This window comes from Aestuariivita boseongensis (assembly GCF_001262635.1).
Lineage (GTDB): Bacteria > Pseudomonadota > Alphaproteobacteria > Rhodobacterales > Rhodobacteraceae > Aestuariivita > Aestuariivita boseongensis.
The window spans coordinates 172,435-193,533 of the sequence record NZ_JXYH01000001.1 but is presented as its reverse complement, the minus strand read 5'-3'; the positions used below and the strand labels follow the sequence as shown (position 1 = coordinate 193,533).

The window sequence follows — 21,099 nt, the reverse complement described above, 5'->3', positions numbered from 1 at the left end:
CGTAAAGACGGCCCGATTTCAACGAAGATCAGGGCCGCGCAAGGTGCGGCAGAGACTGGCAGGATATCGTCTTGGCCTCGATCAAGACCGCGCAGGCCTCTTTCCTTTCGAGGCGGGCCCGGGCGAAAACGTTGTTGCGCCGGTCAGGTGACGTCCCTCGCTCCGTCCTGGTCGGTATCGTCCGTCTCTGATGCGTCCTGTGCGCGGAGCTGTTCCAGCAGGTTCGTGAACCGCTCTGGCAAGGGTTCGCTTGCCACCTCATCAAAGGCACGTTTGAGATTTCGGTCGATTTCCCGTTCCATGTGCGGATTGCGTTTGCGCGCCATGACGCCTCTTTCGAACCTGATATCCCTTTCGGCCCTTGCAGCCTATTGACCCGAAAGCAGAACGCAAGCGCTGCAGGGTTCAGATCAGCGGGCGTGCCACGGGAGTGAAGATGTCCACGCCGCCCATTTCGCCCAGCTTTTCGGGGTCATGGATATGCAACCGGCCTTCGGACCACGTGACGATCTGTTGTTCGCGCAGGCGGCGCAGGGTCTTGTTGGTATGGACCAGCGACAGACCCAAAGCATCCGCCAGATCCTGCTGGCGAAACCGGAAGGGCATGGCGCCGTTCGTGATCAGATCCAGCGCATGTCCGCGCTGTGCAATGCGCGCCAAGGCCCAGCTGATCGCGCCCATCGCGTCGCGCTGTCCGATGGTCAGCAGGCTTTCGCCCAGAAAATGCTCTTCGACCGAGGCAAGCCAGGTCAGATCAAACGCACGTTCGGGTTTGTCCCGGAACAGCTGCCAGATCTTGCTGCGATCGAACACGCACAGTGTCATCGGGGTGACGGAGTCGACCGAATGCCCCATCTCTTTCATCACACCGGCCTGCAGCCCCAGGAAATCGCCCGGGAACACGAAATTGATCACCTGGCGCCGTCCGTCCCTGGTCAATTTGTACCGCACGCCCATGCCACGCAGAACGGTGTAGAGCTGTGGTGCGTTCGATCCTTCGCTCAGGATCGGTGTGTCGGCCTCCACTTTCAGCTCTCCGACCTTGAAGCGCTTCATGTATTGCGCTTCGTCATCGGACATGTCGACGAACGCCTCTTTCCGGCGCAGCGGGCAATTGGTGCAATCGGTCGCCATCTGATTTCCCTTACGATTCCTATGTCACAGTTTAATGCGTGAACGCGCCAATCGTTGCATCGCGGACCGGAAAAAACGCGCAAAAGGCCCAATTTTATTGGGCGACGGAGGCTTCATGAGTTGGAGATTTACGGTTTTGGAACGCAACGCGGTGATCGCCGAGGATATTGCCGACATCTTGGCAGAGCTGGTGGAAGAGATGACGATCACCCTGGTGTCCACGCTGCAAGATGCGCAGCAGCAGCTGTCGGCACATGAAGGTCATCGCCATATCGCCATCCTGAACGCGACGTCTGATGAACTGGGCAATTTCGCGCAATCGGTATCAATTGTCCGGGTTCTGGCGCTGCATGAACGGATTGTCGCTGACCCGATGAAAACCTGGGTTTTTCTACCTCCACCCTATACAATGAACGAGTTCGGGGCGGCCCTGCTCATGTTGATGGCCGATACGCCGGAGCAGTGACGCGTGTATCCGTTTGGGAAAAGGCATGAGCCGTGGCCGGCAAGTCCGACAGCAGCAGTGAAAGCGATGGGCCCGCCGCTGGACTGCCCTTGTGCAGCGCCGTTGGATGCCGGCTGCCGTGCAGAGGCATTCTGGCCTCTGGACGCACCGTTATCTTGCGAGAGATCCGGCGGGGAGACCGGGAGCTGATAGAGGACGGGTTTGCGCATTTGTCAGACCGCTCGGTTTTTTTGCGCTTCATGTCGACGCGCGCGCATCTGAGCGAAACGGAAATCGCGCAAATCATAAATGACAAGGATCAGGATCACGTGGCCATCGGCGCCCTGGCCGAGGAGAACGGGACGTTCTTCCTTCCCGTGGGGCTGGCGCGCTTTGTCAGGCTCAGCCCCGGGGGCAGGCGCGCAGAGGCCGCCGTTACAGTTGTGGATGACTTCCAGGGCCAGGGCGCGGGACGCCTGTTGATTGACGCGCTGGCCGCCCATGCACGCCGCAACGGGATCGAGGTGCTGACCGGGATTGTGCATGCGGAAAACCACGCAATGCTTCACCTTCTGCGCAGCTATGACGGTTTGCGCGAGCATCTGTCTTATGGCGAGGTGGAGTTTGAAATCCCGCTGTCGGAGATGTCCGGCTCAGGTGCTGAGACAAGCTGACCAGCGCCATCGCCTTTCTGGCGGCTCAAGACATCGTGAGGCAAGAATCCTGAGGTTTGTTGCTTTTGCATGAAACCTGAGGGCGACCGAGGCGTTGTTGGTGCAAGACAGACAAACGAAAGGAGCCTGTCAATGACACGTAAGAGTATTCTGAACACCGTAACCGCAGCCGCACTGCTGATCCCGGGCGTCGCCCTTGCCGATACTCAATGGCACTGGGAAAAAGATGCAACCCGCATCAACAACGGTATGGCCGAGTTCGACGACAAGTCGATCGCCATGTCGAGCGACACTTTCATCGCGCTGGCCAACTCGCGCGGCGAAGTGATGTCGACGATCGCCGGCGACGTTATCGGTGTGATCACCAACGTGGACACCAGCGAAAACGGGAACCCCGAGCTGGTGGTGGAACTGGCCGATGAAAGCGCCATTCCAGCAGACACGCTGGTGGTGGCCGTACAGCCGGGCAACGTGACGCTGATGGAGAACCGCATCATGCTGGACACCAGCCTGGCCGAGCTGAAAACCAAAGCCACCTCAAGCGGCGTGCGTGACGCGGGTGGCCGCGTGACAGTCACCTTGTTCTGACAAGGCCTCAAAATAAAAGGAAAGGGCGGCGGATCAGCCGCCCTTTTTTTGTGCGCGGTCATATCGGCCCCCGGTTTCGCGGCAGATGTTTGCCCTTGCGTCGCTTGTGGTCGCTTCTTTGCCCTCAGCCGCTGCAGATCCACGGCCATACTGCGGCACCCGATCGGCCTGTGGTGCACAGCTCGGAGGGAACTTGTGCGGCCGGATCTGCGTTGATGGGCGAAAAGGAGCGTTCACATGACGAAAGACCATGGACCATCGGTGAAAGATGACGAGACCTATGAAGCACTTCGCGACAAGGGGTATGACAAAGGCAAGGCGGCTGCGATCGCCAACGCTCAGGCGGATGACGGGATGTCGCCCTCTGAAAAGGGTGGCAAAGCGCCGCCTTATGAGGAATGGACAAAAGATGACTTGATGAAGCGCGCCCGAGAGCTTGAGATCGAGGGGCGATCGGACATGACAAAAGACGAGCTGATCGACGCCTTGCGCAATTGACTTGGAACGGAACGCGTGGGCGGTGATCTGCGCGGTCGGGCTGTGAACGGCCTGTCCGATGAGCCGGACATGGAAACGTCTCCGCCACATTAAGATCTTGCCAAAAGGCAAAAAAACACCGGCCAGAAGGCCGGTGCTTTTTTGTTTTTTGGGGCTTTTTAGGCGGCCAGCTTGTCAAGCTCGCGCTCGGCCTCTTCTTTGGTCTTACCGTATTTCTGCTGGATCAGGCCCAGCAGCTTGTCGCGGCTGCCTTTCGCCTGCTCGACCTCGTCATCGGTCAGCTCGCCGTATTTCTGGCGCAGCTTGCCGGAAAATTCACGCCAATTGCCTTTGATTTCGTCCCAATTCATAACGGAACCTCCTTTGGTTATGGTTCATTGGCAAAACGCGCGGCACGGCGGATTGTTCCAACTATTTCCGAGTTTCCGGGCAAAGGTTTCTCAGGACACCGCACGTGAGGTGGCGGCGGCATGGTGGCGAATGACAGCGAATGTGATGCCCGATCCCTGCCCCGGATTACCGGAAATGGGTTAACGGCATGCGATGTTCAACGACGCCCTGCAAAGCACCTCAAACATGGCGCGCGTGTATCTGCTGCCTGCAACCACAAGAACGCTGACAGCGCCTGCGTGCCCTATTCTGTCCAGGGAAATGTGCGGCGGTGCAGGCGCACAGGGCTGGCGGGGAGACAGGGATTCGAACCCTGGGGACGCTCTCACGCCCAACGGTTTTCAAGACCGCCGCATTCGACCACTCTGCCACCTCCCCGGTTGCCGGTCATCCGCGGCACGGGTTTAGGGGCAGCCACCGGCCCAGGCAAGGGGAAAACCCCAGGCCAGATTGGGGAAACTTGCCGATCCGCCACGCGGACGCTTCCCATGACGCCCTGCAAAGGCTATTCTGCCACAAAACAATTAGGCAGTATCCCCGCAATCCAAGGTCCAGGCGGGGCGCAGAGCGTATGAATACGCCGCGGTAACAGGCAAGGGGCAACGCTTATGACACATGATCGCGTGGGGCACAGACTGACCACTCGCGCCACAGGGCTGGGTCTGGCCCTGCTGCTTTTGGCGGGATGCGAAGACATGCCGGAGGGTTTGAGTTTTCTCCAACCGAAACAACAGGATGTGAACGAGGTTTCCTCGGCAGCAGCGCCCGCCGCCACACGGCTGATTGAACGCGATGTCGAGGCGCCCGAGGTCTTTCAGGTCACCGAAGCGGGCCTTTGGGACGGGCGCCCGTCGCTGGGCGGTGTCTGGGTCGCGCATCCCGATGTGGCCGAGCCCGAGCGCGTTATCATCCGCAATTCCGCCAACGGCAAATTCGTCATCGGTGCGCTGTTCCGCCGCGAACGCGACATTCCGGGTCCGCGCCTGCAGACATCGTCGGATGCAGCCGCCGCTCTTGGCATGCTGGCCGGAGCGCCGGTTGAGCTGAACGTGACCGCGCTGCGCCGCGAAGAAGTGCCGGACGCCCTGCCGCCCGAAGACGTGGACATGGTGCAAAGCGCCGAAGAGATCACTGCAGAGCCGCTTGATCCCATCACGGCGGCCGGGGCCGCCCTGGATGAAGGCACCGTGGCAGAGGCAACCGCCGCATCGACCGTAGGCGCGACGCCGCCGGTGGAAAGTGCCGTGCAAACCGCCGCGCTGGAAAGCCCGGCCGCGGTCCCTGCCCCTGCGCCCGCCGCCGCTCCCTCACCCGCGCCTGCGCCAACCCGGGTGGCATCGCCGCTGTCGAAGCCTTATGTGCAGATCGGGATCTTCAGCGTGGAGGCAAACGCCAACCGCACCGCCGACATGATGCGCAGCGCGGGCATGGTGCCCACGGTCTATGCGCAATCGGCAAACGGCAAGCCGTTCTGGCGCGTTGTCGTCGGCCCCGCGCGGTCCTCGTCCGAGCGCGCTTCGCTCATGCGCAAGATCAAAGAGGTGGGCTTCTCGGACGCCTATGCGGTCACGAACTAAGTAACGGAGCCTGACTATGAGACAGCCCCTGCCGGCGCTTTCCTGTCTGATCGGCGCGGCCCTTCTGGCCTGCGCCCTCGCCCTGCCCGCCGCCGCGTTTGAGACGCGCGCGACCTCGGCCTATGTGGTGGATCAGACGACAGGCACGGTACTTTTGTCGAAAAACGCGACCGAACCTTTGCCGCCCGCGTCGATGTCCAAGCTGATGACGCTTTACATGGCGTTCGAGGCGGTGCGCGATGGCCGTCTGTCTCTGGATGAACAACTGCCGGTGTCGGAACACGCCATGTCATTTGGCGGCTCGACCATGTTTCTGGACACCACTGACCGCGTGCGCGTCGAAGACCTGATCCGCGGTATCATTGTGATGTCGGGCAATGACGCCTGCGTCGTGATTGCCGAGGCACTCAGCCCCGACGGGACGGAGGCCGGGTTCGCCCGCATGATGACCCAGCGCGCCGCACAGCTGGGAATGGAAAATTCGACCTTCATGAATTCCTCCGGCTGGCCCGCCGCCGGCCACCGCATGTCGATGCGCGACCTGGCCATTCTGGCCGAACGCTTGATTGAGGATTTCCCGGAATTCTATCCGCTGTTCAACGAACGCGAGTTTGCCTTTGACGGGCGCGCGCCGCAGAACACCACCAACCGCAACCCGCTTCTGGGTCTTGGGATCGGTGCCGACGGCCTGAAGACCGGCCACACCCAAGAGGCCGGCTATGGCCTTGTGGGATCGGCCAAACAGGGTGACCGGCGGGTGATCTTCGTGATCTCGGGGCTTGATACCGCCAGCGCCCGGGCAGAGGAGGCCGAGGCCATCGTTAACTGGTCGTTTCGTCAATTTACCCAAGCGCAACTTGTCAGTGCCGGGACCCGCCTCGCCAGCGCCGAGGTCTGGATGGGAGCCCAGCCGTCGGTAGGTTTGGTCGTGGCCGAGGATATCACCACCCTCGTGCCGGTTCTGGGCGGCGACAAGATCGAGGCCGAAGTCGTCTATCGCGGCCCGGTGCAGGCCCCGGTCGAAGCCGGTCAGCAACTGGGCGAACTGGTCTTTTCACCCGAAGGCCTGCCGGAAGTGCGCGTGCCGCTGGTGGCCGAAAGCGCGGTGGGTCCGGGCGGGTTCATGGTGCGCGTAACCACTGCAGCGACCAAGCTGCTGGACAAGATCGTCAACGGCCCAGAGACCACGATGTGAGCCGGAAAGGTCTGTTCATCACATTCGAAGGCATCGACGGGTCCGGGAAATCCACCCAGGCCCGTTTGCTGCATGAAGCGCTTGTGGCGTCCGGCCATGACGCGATCCTGACGCGCGAACCCGGCGGATCGCCCGGCGCGGAAGAGATCCGGTCGCTGGTGCTGGAAGGCGATCCCGACCGCTGGTCGGCAGAAACGGAAATCCTGCTGTTCACCGCTGCCCGTCGCGACCATCTGGAGCGGGTCATCGAACCGGCGCTTGCGGCGGGCAAAATCGTGATCTGCGACCGCTTCGCTGACAGCACGCGCATGTATCAGGGTCTCAGCCGCGGCGATCTGCGCGGGATTGTCGACCAGTTGCACAAGCTGATGATCGGGCGCGAACCCGATGTGACGATCCTGATCGACATGGACCCGAACCTTGGCCTGAACCGCGCCCTGTCGCGCAAGGGCACCGAAGAACGGTTCGAAGACTTCGGCGCAGATCTACAGGAACGGATGCGCGCCGGGTTCCTTGATCTGGCCCGCGAATTTCCCGACCGTTTCCACGTGATCGACGGCGCACGCGATATGGAGACCGTCGCCGCCGATGTCCGCGCCGTTGCCGAGGCGCAGCTGGCGGTTTGATCCCGGCGCGCGGCCTGCTACACCCACATCATGAGCACACCCGATCCAGACGGCCCAAGCCCCGACCAGACCGCAGGCGCGCCCCATCCGCGCGACACCGAACGCTTGATCGGACAGGCAGCGGCCGAGGCAGAATTCCTGCGCGCCTTCGCGTCGGGCCGGATGCATCACGGCTGGATGCTGACCGGGCCCAAGGGCGTGGGCAAGGCCACGCTGGCCTATCGCATCGCGCGCTTCCTGCTGGCGACGCCCGTGGTGCAGGATGACGACATGTTCGGCGCCCCGCCCCCGCCCGGTACGCTGCAGATCGACCCGGAACACCCCGTGGCCCGCCGCATCCGCGCGGGGGCAGAACCGGGTCTGAAAACGGTCACCCGGTCGCTCACCGATACAGGCCGGCTGTCAGACATGATCCGGGCCGAGGATATCCGCGCGCTGAATAGCTTCTTTGGCCTGTCGGCCACTGATGGCGGGCGACGCGTGGTGATCGTAGATGCGGCGGACGAAATGAACACCCAAGCCGCCAACGCGCTTCTGAAAATGCTGGAAGAACCGCCCGCCAACACCACGCTTTTGCTGATCGCACACCAGCCCTCGCGCCTGCTGCCCACGATCCGCTCCCGCTGCCGGACGCTGCGCCTGAATGCTCTGTCGCCCGCCGATATGGCCGCCGCGCTGGAACAGGCAGGCAGCGCGCCCGTGGAAGGGGCCGAAGCGCAGGCGCTGGCCCAGCTTTCGGGCGGATCGGTGGGCACCGCGCTGCGGCTCATCCATCTGGACGGTCTGACGCTTTATGCCGATCTGGTCACGCTGCTGGCCACGCTGCCCCAATTCGACCGCGCCCGCGCCCGCGCGCTGGCCGACAGCGTCGCGGGCCCGCGCAATGCGGACCGGCTGGCGCTGCTGTTTGATCTGCTGGACCTGGCGCTGACACGCCTGGCCCGCGCCGGTGCGGCAGGCCAGCCCCTGCCCGATGCAGCCCCCGGAGAAGGCGACACCTTCGCCCGTCTCGCTCCCGATGCGCGCGCCGCGCGCGCCTGGGCGGATACGGCGGCACATATCTCGTCCCGTGCGCGCCATGGTCTGGCGGTCAACCTTGACCCTGCCGCCCTTGTCCTAGATACGGTTTTCAGTATCGCAAAGACGGCACAACTCGCACCGACATGAGCCCAACACCCCAGATCACCGACAGTCACTGCCACCTCGATTTCCCCGATTTCGACGGGCAGATGGACGACGTCATCGCCCGCGCGGCCGAGGCTGGCGTTACGCGCATGGTCACGATCTGCACGCGGCTGCGGCTGGAACCGCAGGTCCGTGCTTTGGCCGAGGCCCACGCGCCGGTGTTTTACGCCGCCGGGACCCACCCGATGAGCGCCGCTGATGAGCCTCTGGCGACAGTAGATGAATTGATTGCCCTTGCCCGTCACCCCAAAATGGTGGGCATTGGCGAGACGGGACTCGATTACCACTACACCGCCGAGAGCGCGCAGGTGCAGCAAACCTCGCTGCGTATCCACATCGCCGCGGCGCGGGAAACCGGCCTGCCCCTGATCATCCACGCCCGCGACGCCGATGACGACATGGCCCAGATCCTCTCCGAAGAATATAGAAACGGCGCCTATACCTGCGTCATGCACTGCTTTTCCTCGACCGCCGCACTGGCCAAGGCCGCGCTTGATCTGGGGTTTTACCTCTCGATGTCCGGGATCGCCGCCTTCCCCCGCTCCCAGGAACTGCGCGATATCTTCGCTGCCGCCCCGGTCGACCGGATCCTCGTGGAAACCGACGCGCCTTACCTCGCACCGCCGCCCCATCGCGGCAAGCGCAACGAGCCGGCGTATGTCGCCCACACCGCCCGCGTGGGGGCCGAGGTCTTCGGCATGGACTACCCTGCCTTCGCCGCGCAAACGCAGGCCAATTTCGACCGGCTCTTCACCAAAGTCACCCAATGGCAGGCTGCGGCATGAGCGGTCAGATGCGCTTTACCATCCTTGGCTGCGGCTCATCGGGCGGGGTACCGCGCCTGGGCGGCCATTGGGGCGATTGCGATCCCGAAAACCCCAAAAACCGCCGCCGCCGCTGTTCGATGCTGGTGGAACGCGATGGGCCGGATGGCACCACTACGGTCCTCATCGACACCTCCCCCGACCTGCGCAGCCAGCTTCTGGACACGGGCACCGGGCGGCTCGATGGCGTGGTCTACACCCATTCCCATGCCGATCATGTGCACGGCATCGACGATCTGCGGATGATCGTCTTCAACATGCGCGCCCGCCTGCCCGTCTGGGCCGATGGCGACACGCAAAACGCGCTGTTTTCCCGGTTCGGCTATGCCTTCGTCCAACCCGAAGGCTCCCCCTACCCGCCGATCCTCGACATGAAAACCATCTCGGGTCCGTTCCAGGTGGACGGCCCCGGCGGCCCCATCCCCTTCACCCCGTTCGAGGTCGACCACGGCTCCATTGAAAGCCTTGGCTTCCGCATCGGAGACGTCGCCTATCTGCCCGACGTGGCCGAGATCCCCGATGATGCCTGGCCCGCGCTCGAAAACCTCGATGTCTGGATCGTCGACGCCCTGCGCCGCACGCCCCACCCGACCCATGCGCATCTGGAAAAAACCCTTGGCTGGATCGACCAGGTGGCCCCAAAACGCGCGGTCCTGACCAATATGCATATCGACCTCGACTACGCGACCGTGCACAACGAAACCGCCGATCACATCACCCCCGCCTATGACGGCATGGTCATCACGGTCGATCTGTGAGGCCCCTCCTGCTTCTTTCTGGCTCTAAATACCCCACACCCAAGCCAGCCGCAGAGCGGATCACCCGATGCTGCAAGCACTGATCGACGTAATCCTGCCGGTCTTTCTGGTGATCGGCGCGGGCTATGCCACGACGCGGGCGGGGTTTTTCACCTATGCCCATATCGACGGGATCATGAAGTTCACCCAGGGCTTCGCGATCCCCTGTCTGCTTTTTGCCGCCATCGCCAATCTGGACCTCGGCGCCAGCTTCAATCCACGCCTGCTGATCTCTTTCTACACCGGGTCAGCGGCCTGTTTCGTGCTGGGGATCCTCGGGGCGCGCACGCTTTTCAAACGCGACTGGGAAGACAGCGTCGCCATCGGTTTTTGCTGTCTTTTCGCCAACACTGTCCTTCTGGGCCTGCCGATCACAGAGCGCGCCTATGGGCCGGAGAACCTTGTGGGCAACTTCGCCATCGTCGCGCTGCATTCGCCCTTCTGTTACGGGCTGGGTATCACCACAATGGAGATTGTGCGCAACCGCGGCAAAAGCGGCGGCGAGCTGATCACCGCAGTCGGAAAAGCGATGTTTTCCAACACGTTGATCCTGGGCATCGCTTTGGGCTTTCTCTTCAACATCACCGGGTGGAGCTTGCCGGGCGCCATCGATGACGCGCTCAGCCTGATCATCGCTGCTGCCTTGCCCGGTGCGCTTTTCGCCTTGGGCGGCGTGCTGGTGCAATACCGGCCCGAAGGCGATTTGCGCACTATTTTCATGGTCTGCGCGATCTCGCTTCTGATCCATCCCGCCATCGCCTGGGGCATGGGCACAAGCCTTGATGTCCCCGATGACCTCTTCCGCTCCGCCGTGCTGACCGCGGCCATGGCGCCGGGGTTCAACGCCTATATCTTTGCCAATATTTATGGCCGCGCACGGCGAGTCGCAGCATCTTCGGTGCTGATCGCGACAGTCCTATCGATTGTCACGATCTGGGGCTGGCTCGCCCTGCTGGGTTAACGGATGATCAGCACCGAACAGGGCGCGCGCCGGGCTACGCGGGCGGCGGTGGAGCCCAGGAAATAGTCCTGCAGCCCGGGGCTGTGCGAGCCCACGATGATCATGTCCATCTTCTTCTCCGCCGCATAACGCGCGATCACCACACCGGCTTTGCCTGTCTGCACATCGGTCTGGATATTCTCCGCGCCGCCTGCAGCCTCGTCCAGCTTGGCTTTCACCTTGGCCGTCAGGTGGTTTTCCGGCTTCATATCAACGAATTCGCTGACAAAACCCGGCACGCTTTCCAGCACGCTCAGAAGGGTGATCGTCCCACCTTCGGCCAGCAGATGCCGGGCCGTTTCGATCTTGCGCGGCAGGACATCTTCGTGATCCAGCGCCACGGGGATGAGGATATTTGAATACATAATTCTCTCCTTATGGGGGGGTCATGGGGCCAGAAGGTTCAGCCCGACAACAATGAAAACTGCAAGAAAGGCGGTTTCTGCCAGAAGGAACATCGCAGCCGCAAAGCCCACGTTCAGAATGTCTTTGGGCATGGTTTTCATGCCGACCGATCCGATGGCCATCAACAAAAGCCAGCGCGAGGCTTCGGACAGGGTGTCTTTGACAAGCTCAGGCAAAAGGCCTGCGGTGCTGAGGGCTGCGAGGCCGATGAACCCCAGCACAAAGACCGGAACCAGCGGAGGCTTCTCGCCCTCTCCCGCAGCCCCAACCCAGGCGCGGATGACAAGGGCTGCCAGCAGAACCACGGGGGCCAGCATCACGACGCGCAGCAGTTTGACCAGCGTGGCGGTGTCGCCGGTCTCCTGACTGACGGAATAGCCCGCGCCCACCACCTGCGCCACATCATGGACCGTGGCGCCGATGAAGATGCCGGTGGTGCGATCATCAAAGCCGATGACATCGCCCAGAACGGGGTAGAGGATCATCGCCACCGTCGACAGCAGCGTTACGCCCACGACGGTAAAGATCAGCCGCTCTTCCGAGCGCTCGTCCTTGGGCAGGATCGCGGCGATCGCCATCGCGGCAGACGCCCCGCAGATCGCCACAGCCCCTGCCGACAGGAACGCAAAGCGATAGCGAAAGCCAAAAAGTCGCGAGAAGATCAGGCCGAAGGCGATGGTCAGCACCACACCGCCCACCACAAGGCCAATGACCTGCCAGCCCAGGATATCGAGCATATCCGCCGTGATCCGCACGCCCAGAAAGGCCACGCCCAGACGCAGGATCTGGCGGGATCCGAAATCAATGCCGGGACGCGCGCGGGTTTCACTGCCAAGGAAGTTCAGCGCGATCCCGAAGAGAAGCGCCAGCAACATCGCGGGCGCGCCGTAGTGTTCGGCCACGAATTGGCTCGCCAATGCAATGATGGCGGCAACCAGAAGGCCCGGGAAGAGATCGCCTGCCCTGTCGGCCAGTCTCTCAAACCCGCGCGGTTCCGGACCTGAGGCCGCGGGATCAGCCATCGTCTCCGGCCAGTTCTCGGGCGATGTGCAGATATTGCACCGGTACGTCGATGCCATGGGCGCGGGCATGCTCCAGCGCGGCGATCCGGCGGGTGCCGGGGATCCGTGCGCCCTCCAGCGCTGCGATCTGACCGAGCAGAGCTTCGATCCGGGCAGCAAAACCCGGCCCGTCGCCCGGTTTGATCGCGAGCAGGAATTGACCCGAACCGGGGGGCGGGCCATCTGCGCTGAAGTAGGACGACATCTCGGAGCTGAATTGCGCCCCGGTCAGCGCGGCGGCAAGGATTTCGACCATTAGGGCAAGGGCTGTCCCCTTCGCCTCCCCAATTGCGATCATGGAGCCGGCAAGCGCTGCGTCGGGATCGGTCGTGGGGTTGCCCTCGGAATCAAGCGCCCAGCCTTCGGGGATGGGTTGGCCCGTTTTCTTGGCGTTCATCACCTTGCCGCGTGCCACGCGCGACAGTGACAGGTCGATGACCAGTGGCGGGCCATCTTTGCGGGGGGCGGAAAAGGCGATGGGGTTGGTGCCGTAAAGCGGCACATTTGATCCCCAGGGCGCAATCGCGGCGGGCGCGTTGGCGACCATCAAGCCGATCAGCCCAGCCTGGGCGATCTTGTCCACCTGGATCGAGAGCGCGCCGCAATGATGGGACCGCGTAATCGACATCGCGGCGCAACCTGTCTCCTGCGCCATGGCGACGCCGGTTTCAATAGCCAGATCCATCGCCGGATAGGCAAAGCCGTGCTGCGCATCCACCGTCACCGCAGACGCGCCTGTTTTCTGTGCCGTGGGCACAGCCGATCCGTTCACCTTGCCGCTTTGCACCTGGGCCACGTAGTCCGACAGGCGCGAAAACCCGTGGCCGACCTGCCCTTCGGCCTCAGCCGCGACCAGGGCATCGGCCACCGACCGCGCGCTGGCTTCCGGCACGCCAGCCGCTTCAAACGCCCGGCGCATCAACGCACGGGCGGCCTCAAGCGATATGTTTTCTTTTTCCTGCGACATGGGCGAAAGCGGGCAACCCCGAAGGGCCGCCCGCCGTGTGACTTACGCGCTGCGATAGAGCTTGGTCATCGAGAATTCCCGGTGACCCAACGCTTCGGCAGCGGTGTTGCGGCCATTGGCGGTCCGGCAGATCATCTCGATCAGCGCATCGCCTGCCTCATCAATCGTCATCTCGCGGCGCAGGATGCCGGAGACGTCCACATCCACGTGCTCAGCCATCGTCCGCACGGTGCGCGGGTTCGCGGTGATCTTGATCACCGGCACGATGGGGTTGCCCACCACGTTGCCCTGACCGGTGGGGAAGGTGTGGATCACCGCACCGCCCGCCGCCATCAGCGTGACGCATTCAGCCGCGGCCGAGGAGCTGTCCATGAAATAAAGACCATTGCCCGATTTGGGCTGTTCGGCCGGATCAAGGATGTCGATATATTGCGAGGTGCGCCCGATCTTTTCGAGGTTGCCCAGCGCTTTTTCCTCGATCGTGGTCAGACCGCCTTCGATATTGCCTTTGGTGGGCTGGCTGTCAGACAGGTCATCGGTTTGGTGCGCAAAGATCACGTCATCCTGATAGGCTTTCCACATCTTGTACCAACGCTCGCCCACCTCTTCATTGATGGCGCGTTTCTGGCAGATATGCTCGGCCCCGGTGATTTCCGATGTCTCACCAAAGAAGCCGGTGATGCCTTCGGGCAGCAGCTTGTCATACATGTTGCCGACTGTCGGGCAGGAGCCCAGACCGGTGGTGGTGTCGCTCTCACCGCATTTGGTCGAGACCCACAGCTCAGAGATATTGCACTCTTCCCGCTGCACTTCGGTGGCCTTGTGTACGAAATCCTTCGCCGCCCAGGAGGCACGGCGGATGGTTTCAAAGTCACCATTCTGTTCGATGGAAAACTCGGCCACTTCCTTGCCGGTTTCGCGGATGCCATCGGCGATGCGCTTGGTCCAGCCAGGTTCGATCCCGATCACCACGACCGAATGCACGTTCGGGTTCGACCCGGTGCCGATCATCGTGCGGAAATGCAATTCCAGATCTTCGCCGAACTGCAGACGGCCATAGGCGTGCGGGATCGCCAGAGTGCCTTTGACGTTGTTGGCCACCGCCTCACAAGCAGCGTTCGAGATGTCGTCGACCGGCAGGATCACGACGTGATTGCGCACGCCCACGCGGCCATTCTCGCGACGGTAGGCTTTGACCGTCATGTTGGAATATTTCGATGCCATTGCGGTGCTCCTTACCAGCGTTTCGTTTTGCAGTTATGGGTGTGCACATGCGCGCCCTTGGGGATGTCGGCGATGATCTTGCCGATATCTTCGCCGTACTTGATCGCGGTATCGCCCGCCTTGAGGTCTTTGAGCGCGATCTTGTGACCGATCGGCACATCGGCGCCCGATGTCAGACGGAAGGTGGAGTTGTCGTGCGTGACACAGCACAGCATATCTGTGCCGGCGGTCAGCCCCTCGACGACGACCACACCCACGTTATCATCGTGTTCATGGACGAGAAGGTGAGGGATTTCAGCCATTTGGTTTTCTCCTTAGGCATGCGGTTTCAAAATGATCTTCGGGGCGGCGGTGCGTCCCGAACGGATGTCGGCGAAGGCGGCAGAGCCGTCTGAAAGGGCGCGGTTTTCGGCCCAGTCAAGCGGTCCCAGCCGTCCGTCGAACATGGCTTGCGCGCAGTCACGGAAATCCTGCGCGGTATAGGTATAGGTGCCGATAAAGGTGATCTCCTGCAGCGTCATGCGCCGCACGTCAAGGCCACCTGTGTCCTCGCCCAGACCGATATGCACGATCACGCCACCGGGCGTGGCCAGGGCGGAGGCTGTGGCGCGCGTGGCGGCAAATCCTACTGCGTCGATCACCAGCGGGGCGGCGGTGTGGGCCTTTTCGACAGCCATCACACCGCAGCGGTCATTCAGGTAGGCGCGGCGCACAGGGTTCGGCTCGGCAATCGTCACGTCACTGCAACCCATAGCTTTGAGCGCGAGTGCCGCCGCCAGCCCAATCGCGCCCCCGCCAAGCACCACGGCGCGCCGTTCATCGGCAGGATGCAGGGCAGCAAGGCCCAGACGCACCGAATGCCAGCTGACCGAGAGCGGTTCTGCCAATGAAGCAACGTCCAGGCTGATCGCGTCTGGTACTGTGACCAGATTGGTTTCCGGCATCGTCACATATTGCGCAAAGGCCCCTTCGCGCGGCGGCATGGAGATTATCTGGCGTGTGGGGCACAGGTTCTCGCGGCCGGAGGTGCAGGCAGGGCACGCCCCGCAAGTCACCAGCGGGTTGATCGTCACCCGTTCACCGGCGCGGGGCCCTTCGGTGATCACGCCCGCGGCTTCATGGCCCAGGATCAGGGGGGCTGGCCTGCGGTCGTCATGGCCCAGATAGGCATGCATGTCCGACCCGCAGATGCCTACGCTTTCCACGCGGATCATGACCTCTCCGCCAGAGGCCTGAGGATCGGGCGCATCGCGATATTCCATCGCTTCCACACCGGTATAGACAAGCGCCTTCATTTGGCTGTGAACCCCCCGTCCACCATCAGGATCTGACCCGTCACATAGCCGGACGCGTCCGAACAGAAAAAGAGAAGCGGGCCGTCCATATCTTCGGGCCGCCCATTGCGCCCGATGCAGGTTTGCGCCGCGTTGCGGGCGGCGCGTTCCTCGTCATTGAAGACCGCTGCCGTCAACTCGGTGGGGAAAAACCCCGGCCCGATCGCGTTGGCGGTGATCCCGTCCCGCGACCACGCTTCGGCCATGGCGCGGGTCATCTGCGCCACGCCGCCTTTGGTTGCGCCATAAGCGATGCCGCCGGGAAACGCGCGGAAGGACTGGAGAGAGGCAAAATTCACGATCCGCCCCCAGCATTTCGCGCGCATGGCAGGCACCATGGCTTGGGCCAGGAAAAACGGCGCGCTGAGGTTGATGGCCAATGTGGCGTCCCAGCCGTCATTGGTAACATCATCCGCTGCCTCGCGGGTATTGAGACCGGCTGCATTGATCAGGATATCCGGCGCACCGAAGGGTTCGGAAATCCGGCGTACTGTCTCCGCCAAACCATCGCGATCCGCCACATCGGCATCCACAGCCGCGCAGCTGTCGCCCAATTCAGCGCACAGCCCATCCAAAGCCTCCCGCCTGCGGGCGACGCCCACCACACGCGCCCCTGCCCCGCTCAAAGCGCACGCCGCCTGCCGACCAAGGCCAGAACTGGCCCCGGTCACGCAGGCCACGCGGCCTGTCAGGCTGAACAGGTCAGGGATATGTGCGGTGTCAGCCATCTGCCGTCAGGTCGAAAGTTTCATCCGGGAAGTACTTCTTCAGACGGATATCAGCCGTGCGTGCATGGCCTTCCATCCCTTCCAGACGGGCAATCCGCGCGGTGGCCTCCGCCACAGGCTTGGCCCCTTCGCGAGTGGCGCGCTGCCAGGTGACGATCTTCATGTACTTATGCACACTCAGACCACCGGTATAGCTGGCCGCACCGGATGTGGGCAGCACGTGGTTGGTGCCCGACGCCTTGTCGCCAAAGGCCACGGTGGTTTCTTCCCCAAGGAAAAGCGAGCCATAGCAGGAGAGCCGGTTCAGCCACCAATCCAGATCCGCAGCTTGCACCGTCAGGTGCTCGGGCGCGTAATCGTCGGAGCAGGCGGCCATTTCCTCACGGTCGCCGCAGACGATTACTTCGGCATAGTCGCGCCAGGCCGCAGTGGCGTTGTCGCGGTTCACCTCTGGCAGATCGTCGATCAAAAGCGGCACAAGGCGCATCACTTCCTCGGCCAGCGCGCGGTCATCGGTGACCAGCCACACGGGCGAGTTGTACCCATGCTCGGCCTGACCGACGAGGTCGGCTGCCACCACCATCGGGTCAGCCGTGCTGTCGGCTAAAATCAGGCTATCGGTCGGCCCGGCGATCATGTCGATGCCCACGCGGCCAAAGAGCATCCGCTTGGCTTCGGCCACAAACTGGTTGCCGGGGCCCACAAGGATGTTGGCTTTGGGCAGACCAAACAGACCAAAGGTCATCGCGGCCACACCCTGCACGCCGCCCATGGCGAGGATCTTGTCCGCACCGCAAACATGCGCGGCATAGATGATCGCAGGCGCAATCCCCACGCCGGGGCGCGGCGGCGAACAGGCCACGATGTTCTTGCACCCAGCCACCTTGGCCGTGGTCACCGTCATGATCGCACTTGCGATATGGCTGTAGCGGCCGCCGGGCACATAACAGCCCGCCGCATGCACCGGGATCGCCTTCTGGCCCGCGATCAGGCCCGGCACGACCTCCACCTCGAAATCCGACACGGTGGCTTTCTGCGCTTCGGCGAATTTCTTGACGTTGGCGTGGCTGAACTCGATGTCCCGGCGCAGCTTTTCCGGCACCAGGGCCTTCGCGGCCTCGATCGCCTCGGGCGTCAGCAGGATGTCGCCCTCGTACTGGTCGAACTTCGCGGCATATTTCAGCGCCGCCTCGTCTCCGCCCGCCTCGATATCATCCAGAATACCGCGCACGATCTCGCGCGTTTCAGAAGCATCGCTGCGCGCGTGCAGCTTGGCCTTTTTCAGATAGTCTCTCGCCATAACAGTTACCTTATTGGTAGATCTCAGGAAGGAATGTCGTCGAGATCGCTGGCACATACGCGATGAACAGCGTCACGATGAGCATGAAGAACACGAACGGAATGGCGCGGTATGCGATCTTGAGGATCGATTCCCCCGTCAAACCGGACACGACGAACAGGTTCAAACCCAGCGGCGGCGTAATGAAGCCCACACCCAGCGCGGTGATCATCATGATACAGAACTGGATCTCGTTCATGCCGATATTGTCGGCCAGAGGCTTCAGGATCGGCGCCAGGATCACGATGTTGGGCGTGGTTTCCATCACACAGCCCGCCGCGATCAGGATACAGACCATCATCAGGATGATGATGACCGGCTCATCGCTGACCGAGGTGGCGGCGGCGACAAAGCCCTGCGGCACACCGATGATCGCGAGCGCTTCGGCCAGTGGGGCCGAAAAGGCGATGATCGGCACGATCACACCGTTCACCTTGGCCGAACTGACCAGCATGGCCGGGAAATCCGATAATTTCAGCGTGCCGATGATGAAGCCCATGATGATGGTCACGACCACGGCCACGGCCCCCGCCTCGGTCGGCGTCAGACGACCCGAGAAGATGCCATAGAAGATGATGCCGGGCACGAGGAAGGCATACCAGCCGGATTTCAGCGTGGCCCACAGGCGGCTGAAATACTCGCCCATGGAGACGTTTCCGCCACCCTCCCAGCCATAAAGCCGGTTCATGATGATATTGGTGGCCAGGATCGACAGCAGGATCGCGATCCCCGGAACAAGCGCTGCCAGGAACAGGGTCGATGCCGATATCCCCAGCACAAGGCCAATGATGATATAGGCGATCGACGGCGGGATCAGGATGCCGGTACAGGCCCCCGCCGCCACCAGCGCACAGGCATAGGGGCGCGGATATCCGCTTTCAACCAGCCGGTCGATGGTCATCCGGCCCACCGCCGCAGCCCCCGCCGCGTCCGAGCCCGAGATCGCCGCGAACATCCCGCAGACCAGCACCGTGGCCGATCCGAAGCCGCCCTTGGCGAATTGCGTCAGCGCTTCGGCAACGTCCAGGAATTTTCGACTGAGGCCGGTGCGCACCAGAACGTCACCGGTCAGGATGAAGAGCGGCACAGCGGTCAGGGCAAAAAAGTCGATGCCGGTGAACAGTTTTTCCCCCACCAGGCTCAGCGGCAGAGCGCCAGACCAGACCAGCATGAGGATCGCCGCCGCACCGATGGAAGCCCAGACAGGCACCGCCAGCGCAACCAGCACGACAAATACAATGACAGAGCCGTAGAAGTCCCATCCAAGGATCACGGTTTGGTCAAGTTGGTTCCAAAGCATTGCGTGAGCTCCTTAGTCGAACAGCTTGTCGCCTTCGTAGACGGGACGGCCCGCACGAAGATCACCGATGTCGCGGATGATGGATTGAACAAGACGGAACAGAACCAGCGCAAAGCCGATGGGCACCGCCAGCAGGAACCAGACGCGGCTGATCCGCAGACCATCCGTGACCGACCCGAACTTGGCCGCCACATGGACCGTCTCATAGGAATAATAAAGCGCGATCACCGACACGATGACCATGATGAAATCGCCAAACAGATACAGGACCGCCTTGGTCCGCGGGCCCACATATTGCATGATCACGTCGATGCGGATGTGCCCGCGTTCCTTCACCGCCGACGCGGCGCCGATCCAGACAAGATAGATAAACGAATACCGGACGATCTCTTCGCCCCAGATGGACGAATAGGACAGCAGCTCACGCCGCACCACTTCGATGAACATCGTCGCAACGAGCATCACGTAAAAAACCAAAAGCGCCCACCTCTCGGCGTTCTGGTTCAGTGCATTCAGAAAGCGTGACATAAAATCCTCCCGTCCCGACACGCGGTGTTTCCACCGGTTCAGGCGCTAGCGTCAGCGTCTTTTGTGAATAAGTCAGCTGTCGGCGCGGAATGCGCCGACAGCATTGGCGTGATTTACGCGTCGTGGACGTAGTATTTGCCCATCGTACCAGCCGCTTCTTCCAGCTTGGCGAATGTGTCCATGGACCCGGCCAGTTCGACCTTGAACTGATCCCAGTCAGACAGCTGATAGCCGCCGGTCGCTTTCCATTCGGCCAGCTGATCTTCGCTCAGCGAATGGAATTCGACACCGGCTTTCGCCAGCTCGGCCATGGCGTAAGACCGCGCCGACGGCACTTTGGCCAGGTTCTGGTGCGAGGTCATCTCACCGGCCCATTCGATGCCTTCCTGCACGTCGCCGGGCAGGCTGTTGAACCACTCAAGGTTCATCGAATAGACCTGACTGTCCGGCACCGCCTGGGTGAAGGTCACGTGACTCAGAATGTCTTTGAAGCCAAAGACGTAAAGCGCGCCCACGGACGGATCCAGCGCATCGGCCACACCCTGTTTGATCGCCGAAGGTGTTTCACCCCAGGCCACCGGCGTCGGGTTGGCACCAACCATGCGATAGTATTGCTGCAGCATCTTCGAGCCGGGCACGCGGAACTTCACACCCGCCAGGTCTGCAGGCGACAGAACCGGGCCCGATCCGCCTTTGCGCATGGCAACGACGCGCGGGTCGATATTGATATAGAACAGCGGTTTGAAGCCCGATGCTTCAACCTTGGGGTGCACTTCCGATTTCCAGGCATCCGATGTCACCAGGTTGGTGAAACGCTGGTTGGAACCGCAGAAATACGGCAGGTTGATCAGGTCCGCGGCGCTGGCAAAGGGTGCGAAGTTCGACAGCGAGTGCTGCGCGCACTGGATCGTGCCCGCCTGCACCGCCTGAACCAGCGCACCGCCTGCGCCCAGCTGACCGCCGGGCGCCAGTTTCACATAGACCTTGCCGTTTGTGGCGTTCTGGATGTTTTCCTTCAGGTCCAGCTGCATAATCGGATAGCTGCGCGAGGCCCCCAGAACATAGGCCGTTGCCAATGTCATAGTGTACTCGGCGGCCTCCTGACGTGCGCGCTCCTCTTGTGCCGTCTGTGCGGCCGCTTCCGTCGACCACAGCATGCCCCCGGCCCCTGCGACGACGGCCGCGGTAAAGCCGGCCGTGGATGCCAGTTTCAGAAAGTTCCGGCGCTCTTCAGACGCCAGCTCGTTATCTTTCCGTTGCATATGCTCCTCCCTATTGAG

The 21,099-nt window shown here is 62.3% G+C and carries 25 protein-coding genes and 1 tRNA gene; 11 read left to right on the top strand and 15 right to left on the bottom strand.

Annotated features, from left to right (window positions below; translation table 11 throughout):
- Window positions 1-143: 143 nt before the first annotated feature.
- Together TR61_RS00955 and TR61_RS00950 are read right to left on the bottom strand one after the other, a co-directional pair.
- Window positions 144-326, bottom strand: a complete 183-nt coding sequence (locus TR61_RS00955) for a NepR family anti-sigma factor (protein ID WP_050927655.1) — start codon at window positions 324-326, stop codon at window positions 144-146.
- Window positions 327-405: 79 nt separating this feature from the next.
- Window positions 406-1,134 carry a Crp/Fnr family transcriptional regulator gene (locus TR61_RS00950; RefSeq protein ID WP_050927654.1) on the bottom strand — a complete coding sequence of 243 codons (729 nt, stop codon included), beginning with the start codon at window positions 1,132-1,134 and terminating at the stop codon, window positions 406-408.
- Window positions 1,135-1,168: 34 nt separating this feature from the next.
- Between TR61_RS00950 and TR61_RS00945 the strand changes: the two genes are divergently transcribed.
- The 4 genes from TR61_RS00945 to TR61_RS00930 all read left to right on the top strand — a co-directional run bounded on the left by TR61_RS00945 (window position 1,169) and on the right by TR61_RS00930 (window position 3,339).
- The gene (locus tag TR61_RS00945; protein WP_157440782.1) at window positions 1,169-1,600 is read left to right on the top strand and encodes a hypothetical protein; all 432 of its coding nucleotides are present in this window, start codon (window positions 1,169-1,171) and stop codon (window positions 1,598-1,600) included.
- Window positions 1,601-1,632: 32 nt separating this feature from the next.
- Window positions 1,633-2,253, top strand: coding sequence for a GNAT family N-acetyltransferase (locus TR61_RS00940; RefSeq protein WP_050927652.1), 621 nt, complete (start codon window positions 1,633-1,635; stop codon window positions 2,251-2,253).
- Window positions 2,254-2,385: 132 nt separating this feature from the next.
- Window positions 2,386-2,841 (top strand): hypothetical protein, encoded by a 456-nt coding sequence (locus TR61_RS00935; protein ID WP_050927651.1) that lies wholly within the window; start codon window positions 2,386-2,388, stop codon window positions 2,839-2,841.
- Window positions 2,842-3,078: 237 nt separating this feature from the next.
- Window positions 3,079-3,339: a DUF7218 family protein gene (locus tag TR61_RS00930; protein ID WP_050927650.1), complete on the top strand. Its 261-nt coding sequence runs from the start codon at window positions 3,079-3,081 to the stop codon at window positions 3,337-3,339.
- A gap of 158 nt (window positions 3,340-3,497) precedes the next feature.
- Here the strand turns inward: TR61_RS00930 and TR61_RS00925 are convergent, their stop codons facing one another.
- Both TR61_RS00925 and TR61_RS00920 read right to left on the bottom strand, forming a co-directional pair.
- On the bottom strand, window positions 3,498-3,689 hold the full coding sequence (locus tag TR61_RS00925; protein ID WP_050927649.1) for a CsbD family protein: 192 nt from the start codon (window positions 3,687-3,689) through the stop codon (window positions 3,498-3,500).
- Window positions 3,690-4,017: 328 nt separating this feature from the next.
- Window positions 4,018-4,107 (bottom strand) — tRNA-Ser (locus TR61_RS00920).
- 230 nt (window positions 4,108-4,337) lie between these two features.
- On the opposite strand from TR61_RS00920, the gene TR61_RS00915 reads away from it, so the two are divergent.
- From TR61_RS00915 to TR61_RS00885, 7 genes are all read left to right on the top strand, one after another.
- Window positions 4,338-5,306, top strand: coding sequence for an SPOR domain-containing protein (locus TR61_RS00915; RefSeq protein ID WP_050927648.1), 969 nt, complete (start codon window positions 4,338-4,340; stop codon window positions 5,304-5,306).
- 16 nt (window positions 5,307-5,322) lie between these two features.
- On the top strand, window positions 5,323-6,501 hold the full coding sequence (locus TR61_RS00910; protein WP_050927647.1) for a D-alanyl-D-alanine carboxypeptidase family protein: 1,179 nt from the start codon (window positions 5,323-5,325) through the stop codon (window positions 6,499-6,501).
- Complete coding sequence (gene tmk, locus TR61_RS00905; RefSeq protein WP_050927646.1) at window positions 6,498-7,127, top strand: dTMP kinase; 630 nt, start codon at window positions 6,498-6,500, stop codon at window positions 7,125-7,127. Before TR61_RS00910 ends, tmk begins: the two co-directional genes overlap by 4 nt.
- Before the next feature lie 30 nt (window positions 7,128-7,157).
- Window positions 7,158-8,294 carry a DNA polymerase III subunit delta' gene (locus TR61_RS00900; protein WP_050927645.1) on the top strand — a complete coding sequence of 379 codons (1,137 nt, stop codon included), beginning with the start codon at window positions 7,158-7,160 and terminating at the stop codon, window positions 8,292-8,294.
- Entirely contained in the window at window positions 8,291-9,097 is an 807-nt protein-coding gene (locus tag TR61_RS00895) for a TatD family hydrolase (RefSeq protein WP_050927644.1), read from the top strand. Before TR61_RS00900 ends, TR61_RS00895 begins: the two co-directional genes overlap by 4 nt.
- A complete protein-coding gene (locus TR61_RS00890) occupies window positions 9,094-9,894 on the top strand; it encodes an MBL fold metallo-hydrolase (protein WP_050927680.1) in 801 nt (266 codons plus the stop codon). Before TR61_RS00895 ends, TR61_RS00890 begins: the two co-directional genes overlap by 4 nt.
- A gap of 67 nt (window positions 9,895-9,961) precedes the next feature.
- The gene (locus tag TR61_RS00885; RefSeq protein ID WP_050927643.1) at window positions 9,962-10,894 is read left to right on the top strand and encodes an AEC family transporter; all 933 of its coding nucleotides are present in this window, start codon (window positions 9,962-9,964) and stop codon (window positions 10,892-10,894) included.
- Here the strand turns inward: TR61_RS00885 and TR61_RS00880 are convergent.
- The 11 genes from TR61_RS00880 to TR61_RS00830 form a co-directional block, all read right to left on the bottom strand.
- A complete protein-coding gene (locus TR61_RS00880; protein ID WP_050927642.1) occupies window positions 10,891-11,298 on the bottom strand; it encodes a universal stress protein in 408 nt (135 codons plus the stop codon). The genes TR61_RS00885 and TR61_RS00880 overlap by 4 nt on opposite strands.
- 21 nt (window positions 11,299-11,319) lie before the next feature.
- Window positions 11,320-12,360, bottom strand: coding sequence for a YeiH family protein (locus TR61_RS00875; protein WP_050927641.1), 1,041 nt, complete (start codon window positions 12,358-12,360; stop codon window positions 11,320-11,322).
- A complete protein-coding gene (locus tag TR61_RS00870; protein ID WP_082181780.1) occupies window positions 12,353-13,366 on the bottom strand; it encodes an Ldh family oxidoreductase in 1,014 nt (337 codons plus the stop codon). Before TR61_RS00870 ends, TR61_RS00875 begins: the two co-directional genes overlap by 8 nt.
- Window positions 13,367-13,408: 42 nt before the next feature.
- On the bottom strand, window positions 13,409-14,590 hold the full coding sequence (locus TR61_RS00865; protein ID WP_050927640.1) for a UxaA family hydrolase: 1,182 nt from the start codon (window positions 14,588-14,590) through the stop codon (window positions 13,409-13,411).
- A gap of 11 nt (window positions 14,591-14,601) precedes the next feature.
- Complete coding sequence (locus TR61_RS00860; protein ID WP_050927639.1) at window positions 14,602-14,892, bottom strand: UxaA family hydrolase; 291 nt, start codon at window positions 14,890-14,892, stop codon at window positions 14,602-14,604.
- A 12-nt stretch (window positions 14,893-14,904) separates the two neighbouring features.
- Window positions 14,905-15,885 carry an alcohol dehydrogenase catalytic domain-containing protein gene (locus tag TR61_RS00855; protein WP_050927638.1) on the bottom strand — a complete coding sequence of 327 codons (981 nt, stop codon included), beginning with the start codon at window positions 15,883-15,885 and terminating at the stop codon, window positions 14,905-14,907.
- Window positions 15,882-16,652 carry an SDR family NAD(P)-dependent oxidoreductase gene (locus TR61_RS00850; RefSeq protein WP_050927637.1) on the bottom strand — a complete coding sequence of 257 codons (771 nt, stop codon included), beginning with the start codon at window positions 16,650-16,652 and terminating at the stop codon, window positions 15,882-15,884. Before TR61_RS00850 ends, TR61_RS00855 begins: the two co-directional genes overlap by 4 nt.
- On the bottom strand, window positions 16,645-17,952 hold the full coding sequence (gene hisD, locus TR61_RS00845; RefSeq protein WP_050927636.1) for a histidinol dehydrogenase: 1,308 nt from the start codon (window positions 17,950-17,952) through the stop codon (window positions 16,645-16,647). Before hisD ends, TR61_RS00850 begins: the two co-directional genes overlap by 8 nt.
- A gap of 10 nt (window positions 17,953-17,962) precedes the next feature.
- Window positions 17,963-19,291 (bottom strand): TRAP transporter large permease, encoded by a 1,329-nt coding sequence (locus tag TR61_RS00840; RefSeq protein WP_050927635.1) that lies wholly within the window; start codon window positions 19,289-19,291, stop codon window positions 17,963-17,965.
- A 12-nt stretch (window positions 19,292-19,303) separates the two neighbouring features.
- Window positions 19,304-19,819 carry a TRAP transporter small permease gene (locus TR61_RS00835; RefSeq protein WP_050927634.1) on the bottom strand — a complete coding sequence of 172 codons (516 nt, stop codon included), beginning with the start codon at window positions 19,817-19,819 and terminating at the stop codon, window positions 19,304-19,306.
- A 113-nt stretch (window positions 19,820-19,932) separates the two neighbouring features.
- On the bottom strand, window positions 19,933-21,081 hold the full coding sequence (locus TR61_RS00830) for a TRAP transporter substrate-binding protein (RefSeq protein ID WP_050927633.1): 1,149 nt from the start codon (window positions 21,079-21,081) through the stop codon (window positions 19,933-19,935).
- Between the last annotated feature and the right edge of the window lie 18 nt (window positions 21,082-21,099).

Coding starts and splice junctions, on each gene's coding strand:
- TR61_RS00850 (WP_050927637.1), bottom strand. CDS start 16,652: ATGGCTGACACCGCACATATCCCTGACCTGTTCAGCCTGACAGGCCGC.
- TR61_RS00925 (WP_050927649.1), bottom strand. CDS start 3,689: ATGAATTGGGACGAAATCAAAGGCAATTGGCGTGAATTTTCCGGCAAG.
- hisD (WP_050927636.1), bottom strand. CDS start 17,952: ATGGCGAGAGACTATCTGAAAAAGGCCAAGCTGCACGCGCGCAGCGAT.
- TR61_RS00955 (WP_050927655.1), bottom strand. CDS start 326: ATGGCGCGCAAACGCAATCCGCACATGGAACGGGAAATCGACCGAAAT.
- TR61_RS00915 (WP_050927648.1), top strand. CDS start 4,338: ATGACACATGATCGCGTGGGGCACAGACTGACCACTCGCGCCACAGGG.
- TR61_RS00930 (WP_050927650.1), top strand. CDS start 3,079: ATGACGAAAGACCATGGACCATCGGTGAAAGATGACGAGACCTATGAA.
- TR61_RS00840 (WP_050927635.1), bottom strand. CDS start 19,291: ATGCTTTGGAACCAACTTGACCAAACCGTGATCCTTGGATGGGACTTC.
- TR61_RS00835 (WP_050927634.1), bottom strand. CDS start 19,819: ATGTCACGCTTTCTGAATGCACTGAACCAGAACGCCGAGAGGTGGGCG.
- TR61_RS00830 (WP_050927633.1), bottom strand. CDS start 21,081: ATGCAACGGAAAGATAACGAGCTGGCGTCTGAAGAGCGCCGGAACTTT.
- TR61_RS00875 (WP_050927641.1), bottom strand. CDS start 12,360: ATGGCTGATCCCGCGGCCTCAGGTCCGGAACCGCGCGGGTTTGAGAGA.
- TR61_RS00935 (WP_050927651.1), top strand. CDS start 2,386: ATGACACGTAAGAGTATTCTGAACACCGTAACCGCAGCCGCACTGCTG.
- TR61_RS00890 (WP_050927680.1), top strand. CDS start 9,094: ATGAGCGGTCAGATGCGCTTTACCATCCTTGGCTGCGGCTCATCGGGC.
- TR61_RS00870 (WP_082181780.1), bottom strand. CDS start 13,366: ATGTCGCAGGAAAAAGAAAACATATCGCTTGAGGCCGCCCGTGCGTTG.
- TR61_RS00855 (WP_050927638.1), bottom strand. CDS start 15,885: ATGAAGGCGCTTGTCTATACCGGTGTGGAAGCGATGGAATATCGCGAT.
- TR61_RS00860 (WP_050927639.1), bottom strand. CDS start 14,892: ATGGCTGAAATCCCTCACCTTCTCGTCCATGAACACGATGATAACGTG.
- TR61_RS00880 (WP_050927642.1), bottom strand. CDS start 11,298: ATGTATTCAAATATCCTCATCCCCGTGGCGCTGGATCACGAAGATGTC.
- TR61_RS00945 (WP_157440782.1), top strand. CDS start 1,169: ATGCGTGAACGCGCCAATCGTTGCATCGCGGACCGGAAAAAACGCGCA.
- TR61_RS00865 (WP_050927640.1), bottom strand. CDS start 14,590: ATGGCATCGAAATATTCCAACATGACGGTCAAAGCCTACCGTCGCGAG.
- TR61_RS00895 (WP_050927644.1), top strand. CDS start 8,291: ATGAGCCCAACACCCCAGATCACCGACAGTCACTGCCACCTCGATTTC.
- TR61_RS00950 (WP_050927654.1), bottom strand. CDS start 1,134: ATGGCGACCGATTGCACCAATTGCCCGCTGCGCCGGAAAGAGGCGTTC.
- TR61_RS00885 (WP_050927643.1), top strand. CDS start 9,962: ATGCTGCAAGCACTGATCGACGTAATCCTGCCGGTCTTTCTGGTGATC.
- TR61_RS00910 (WP_050927647.1), top strand. CDS start 5,323: ATGAGACAGCCCCTGCCGGCGCTTTCCTGTCTGATCGGCGCGGCCCTT.
- TR61_RS00900 (WP_050927645.1), top strand. CDS start 7,158: ATGAGCACACCCGATCCAGACGGCCCAAGCCCCGACCAGACCGCAGGC.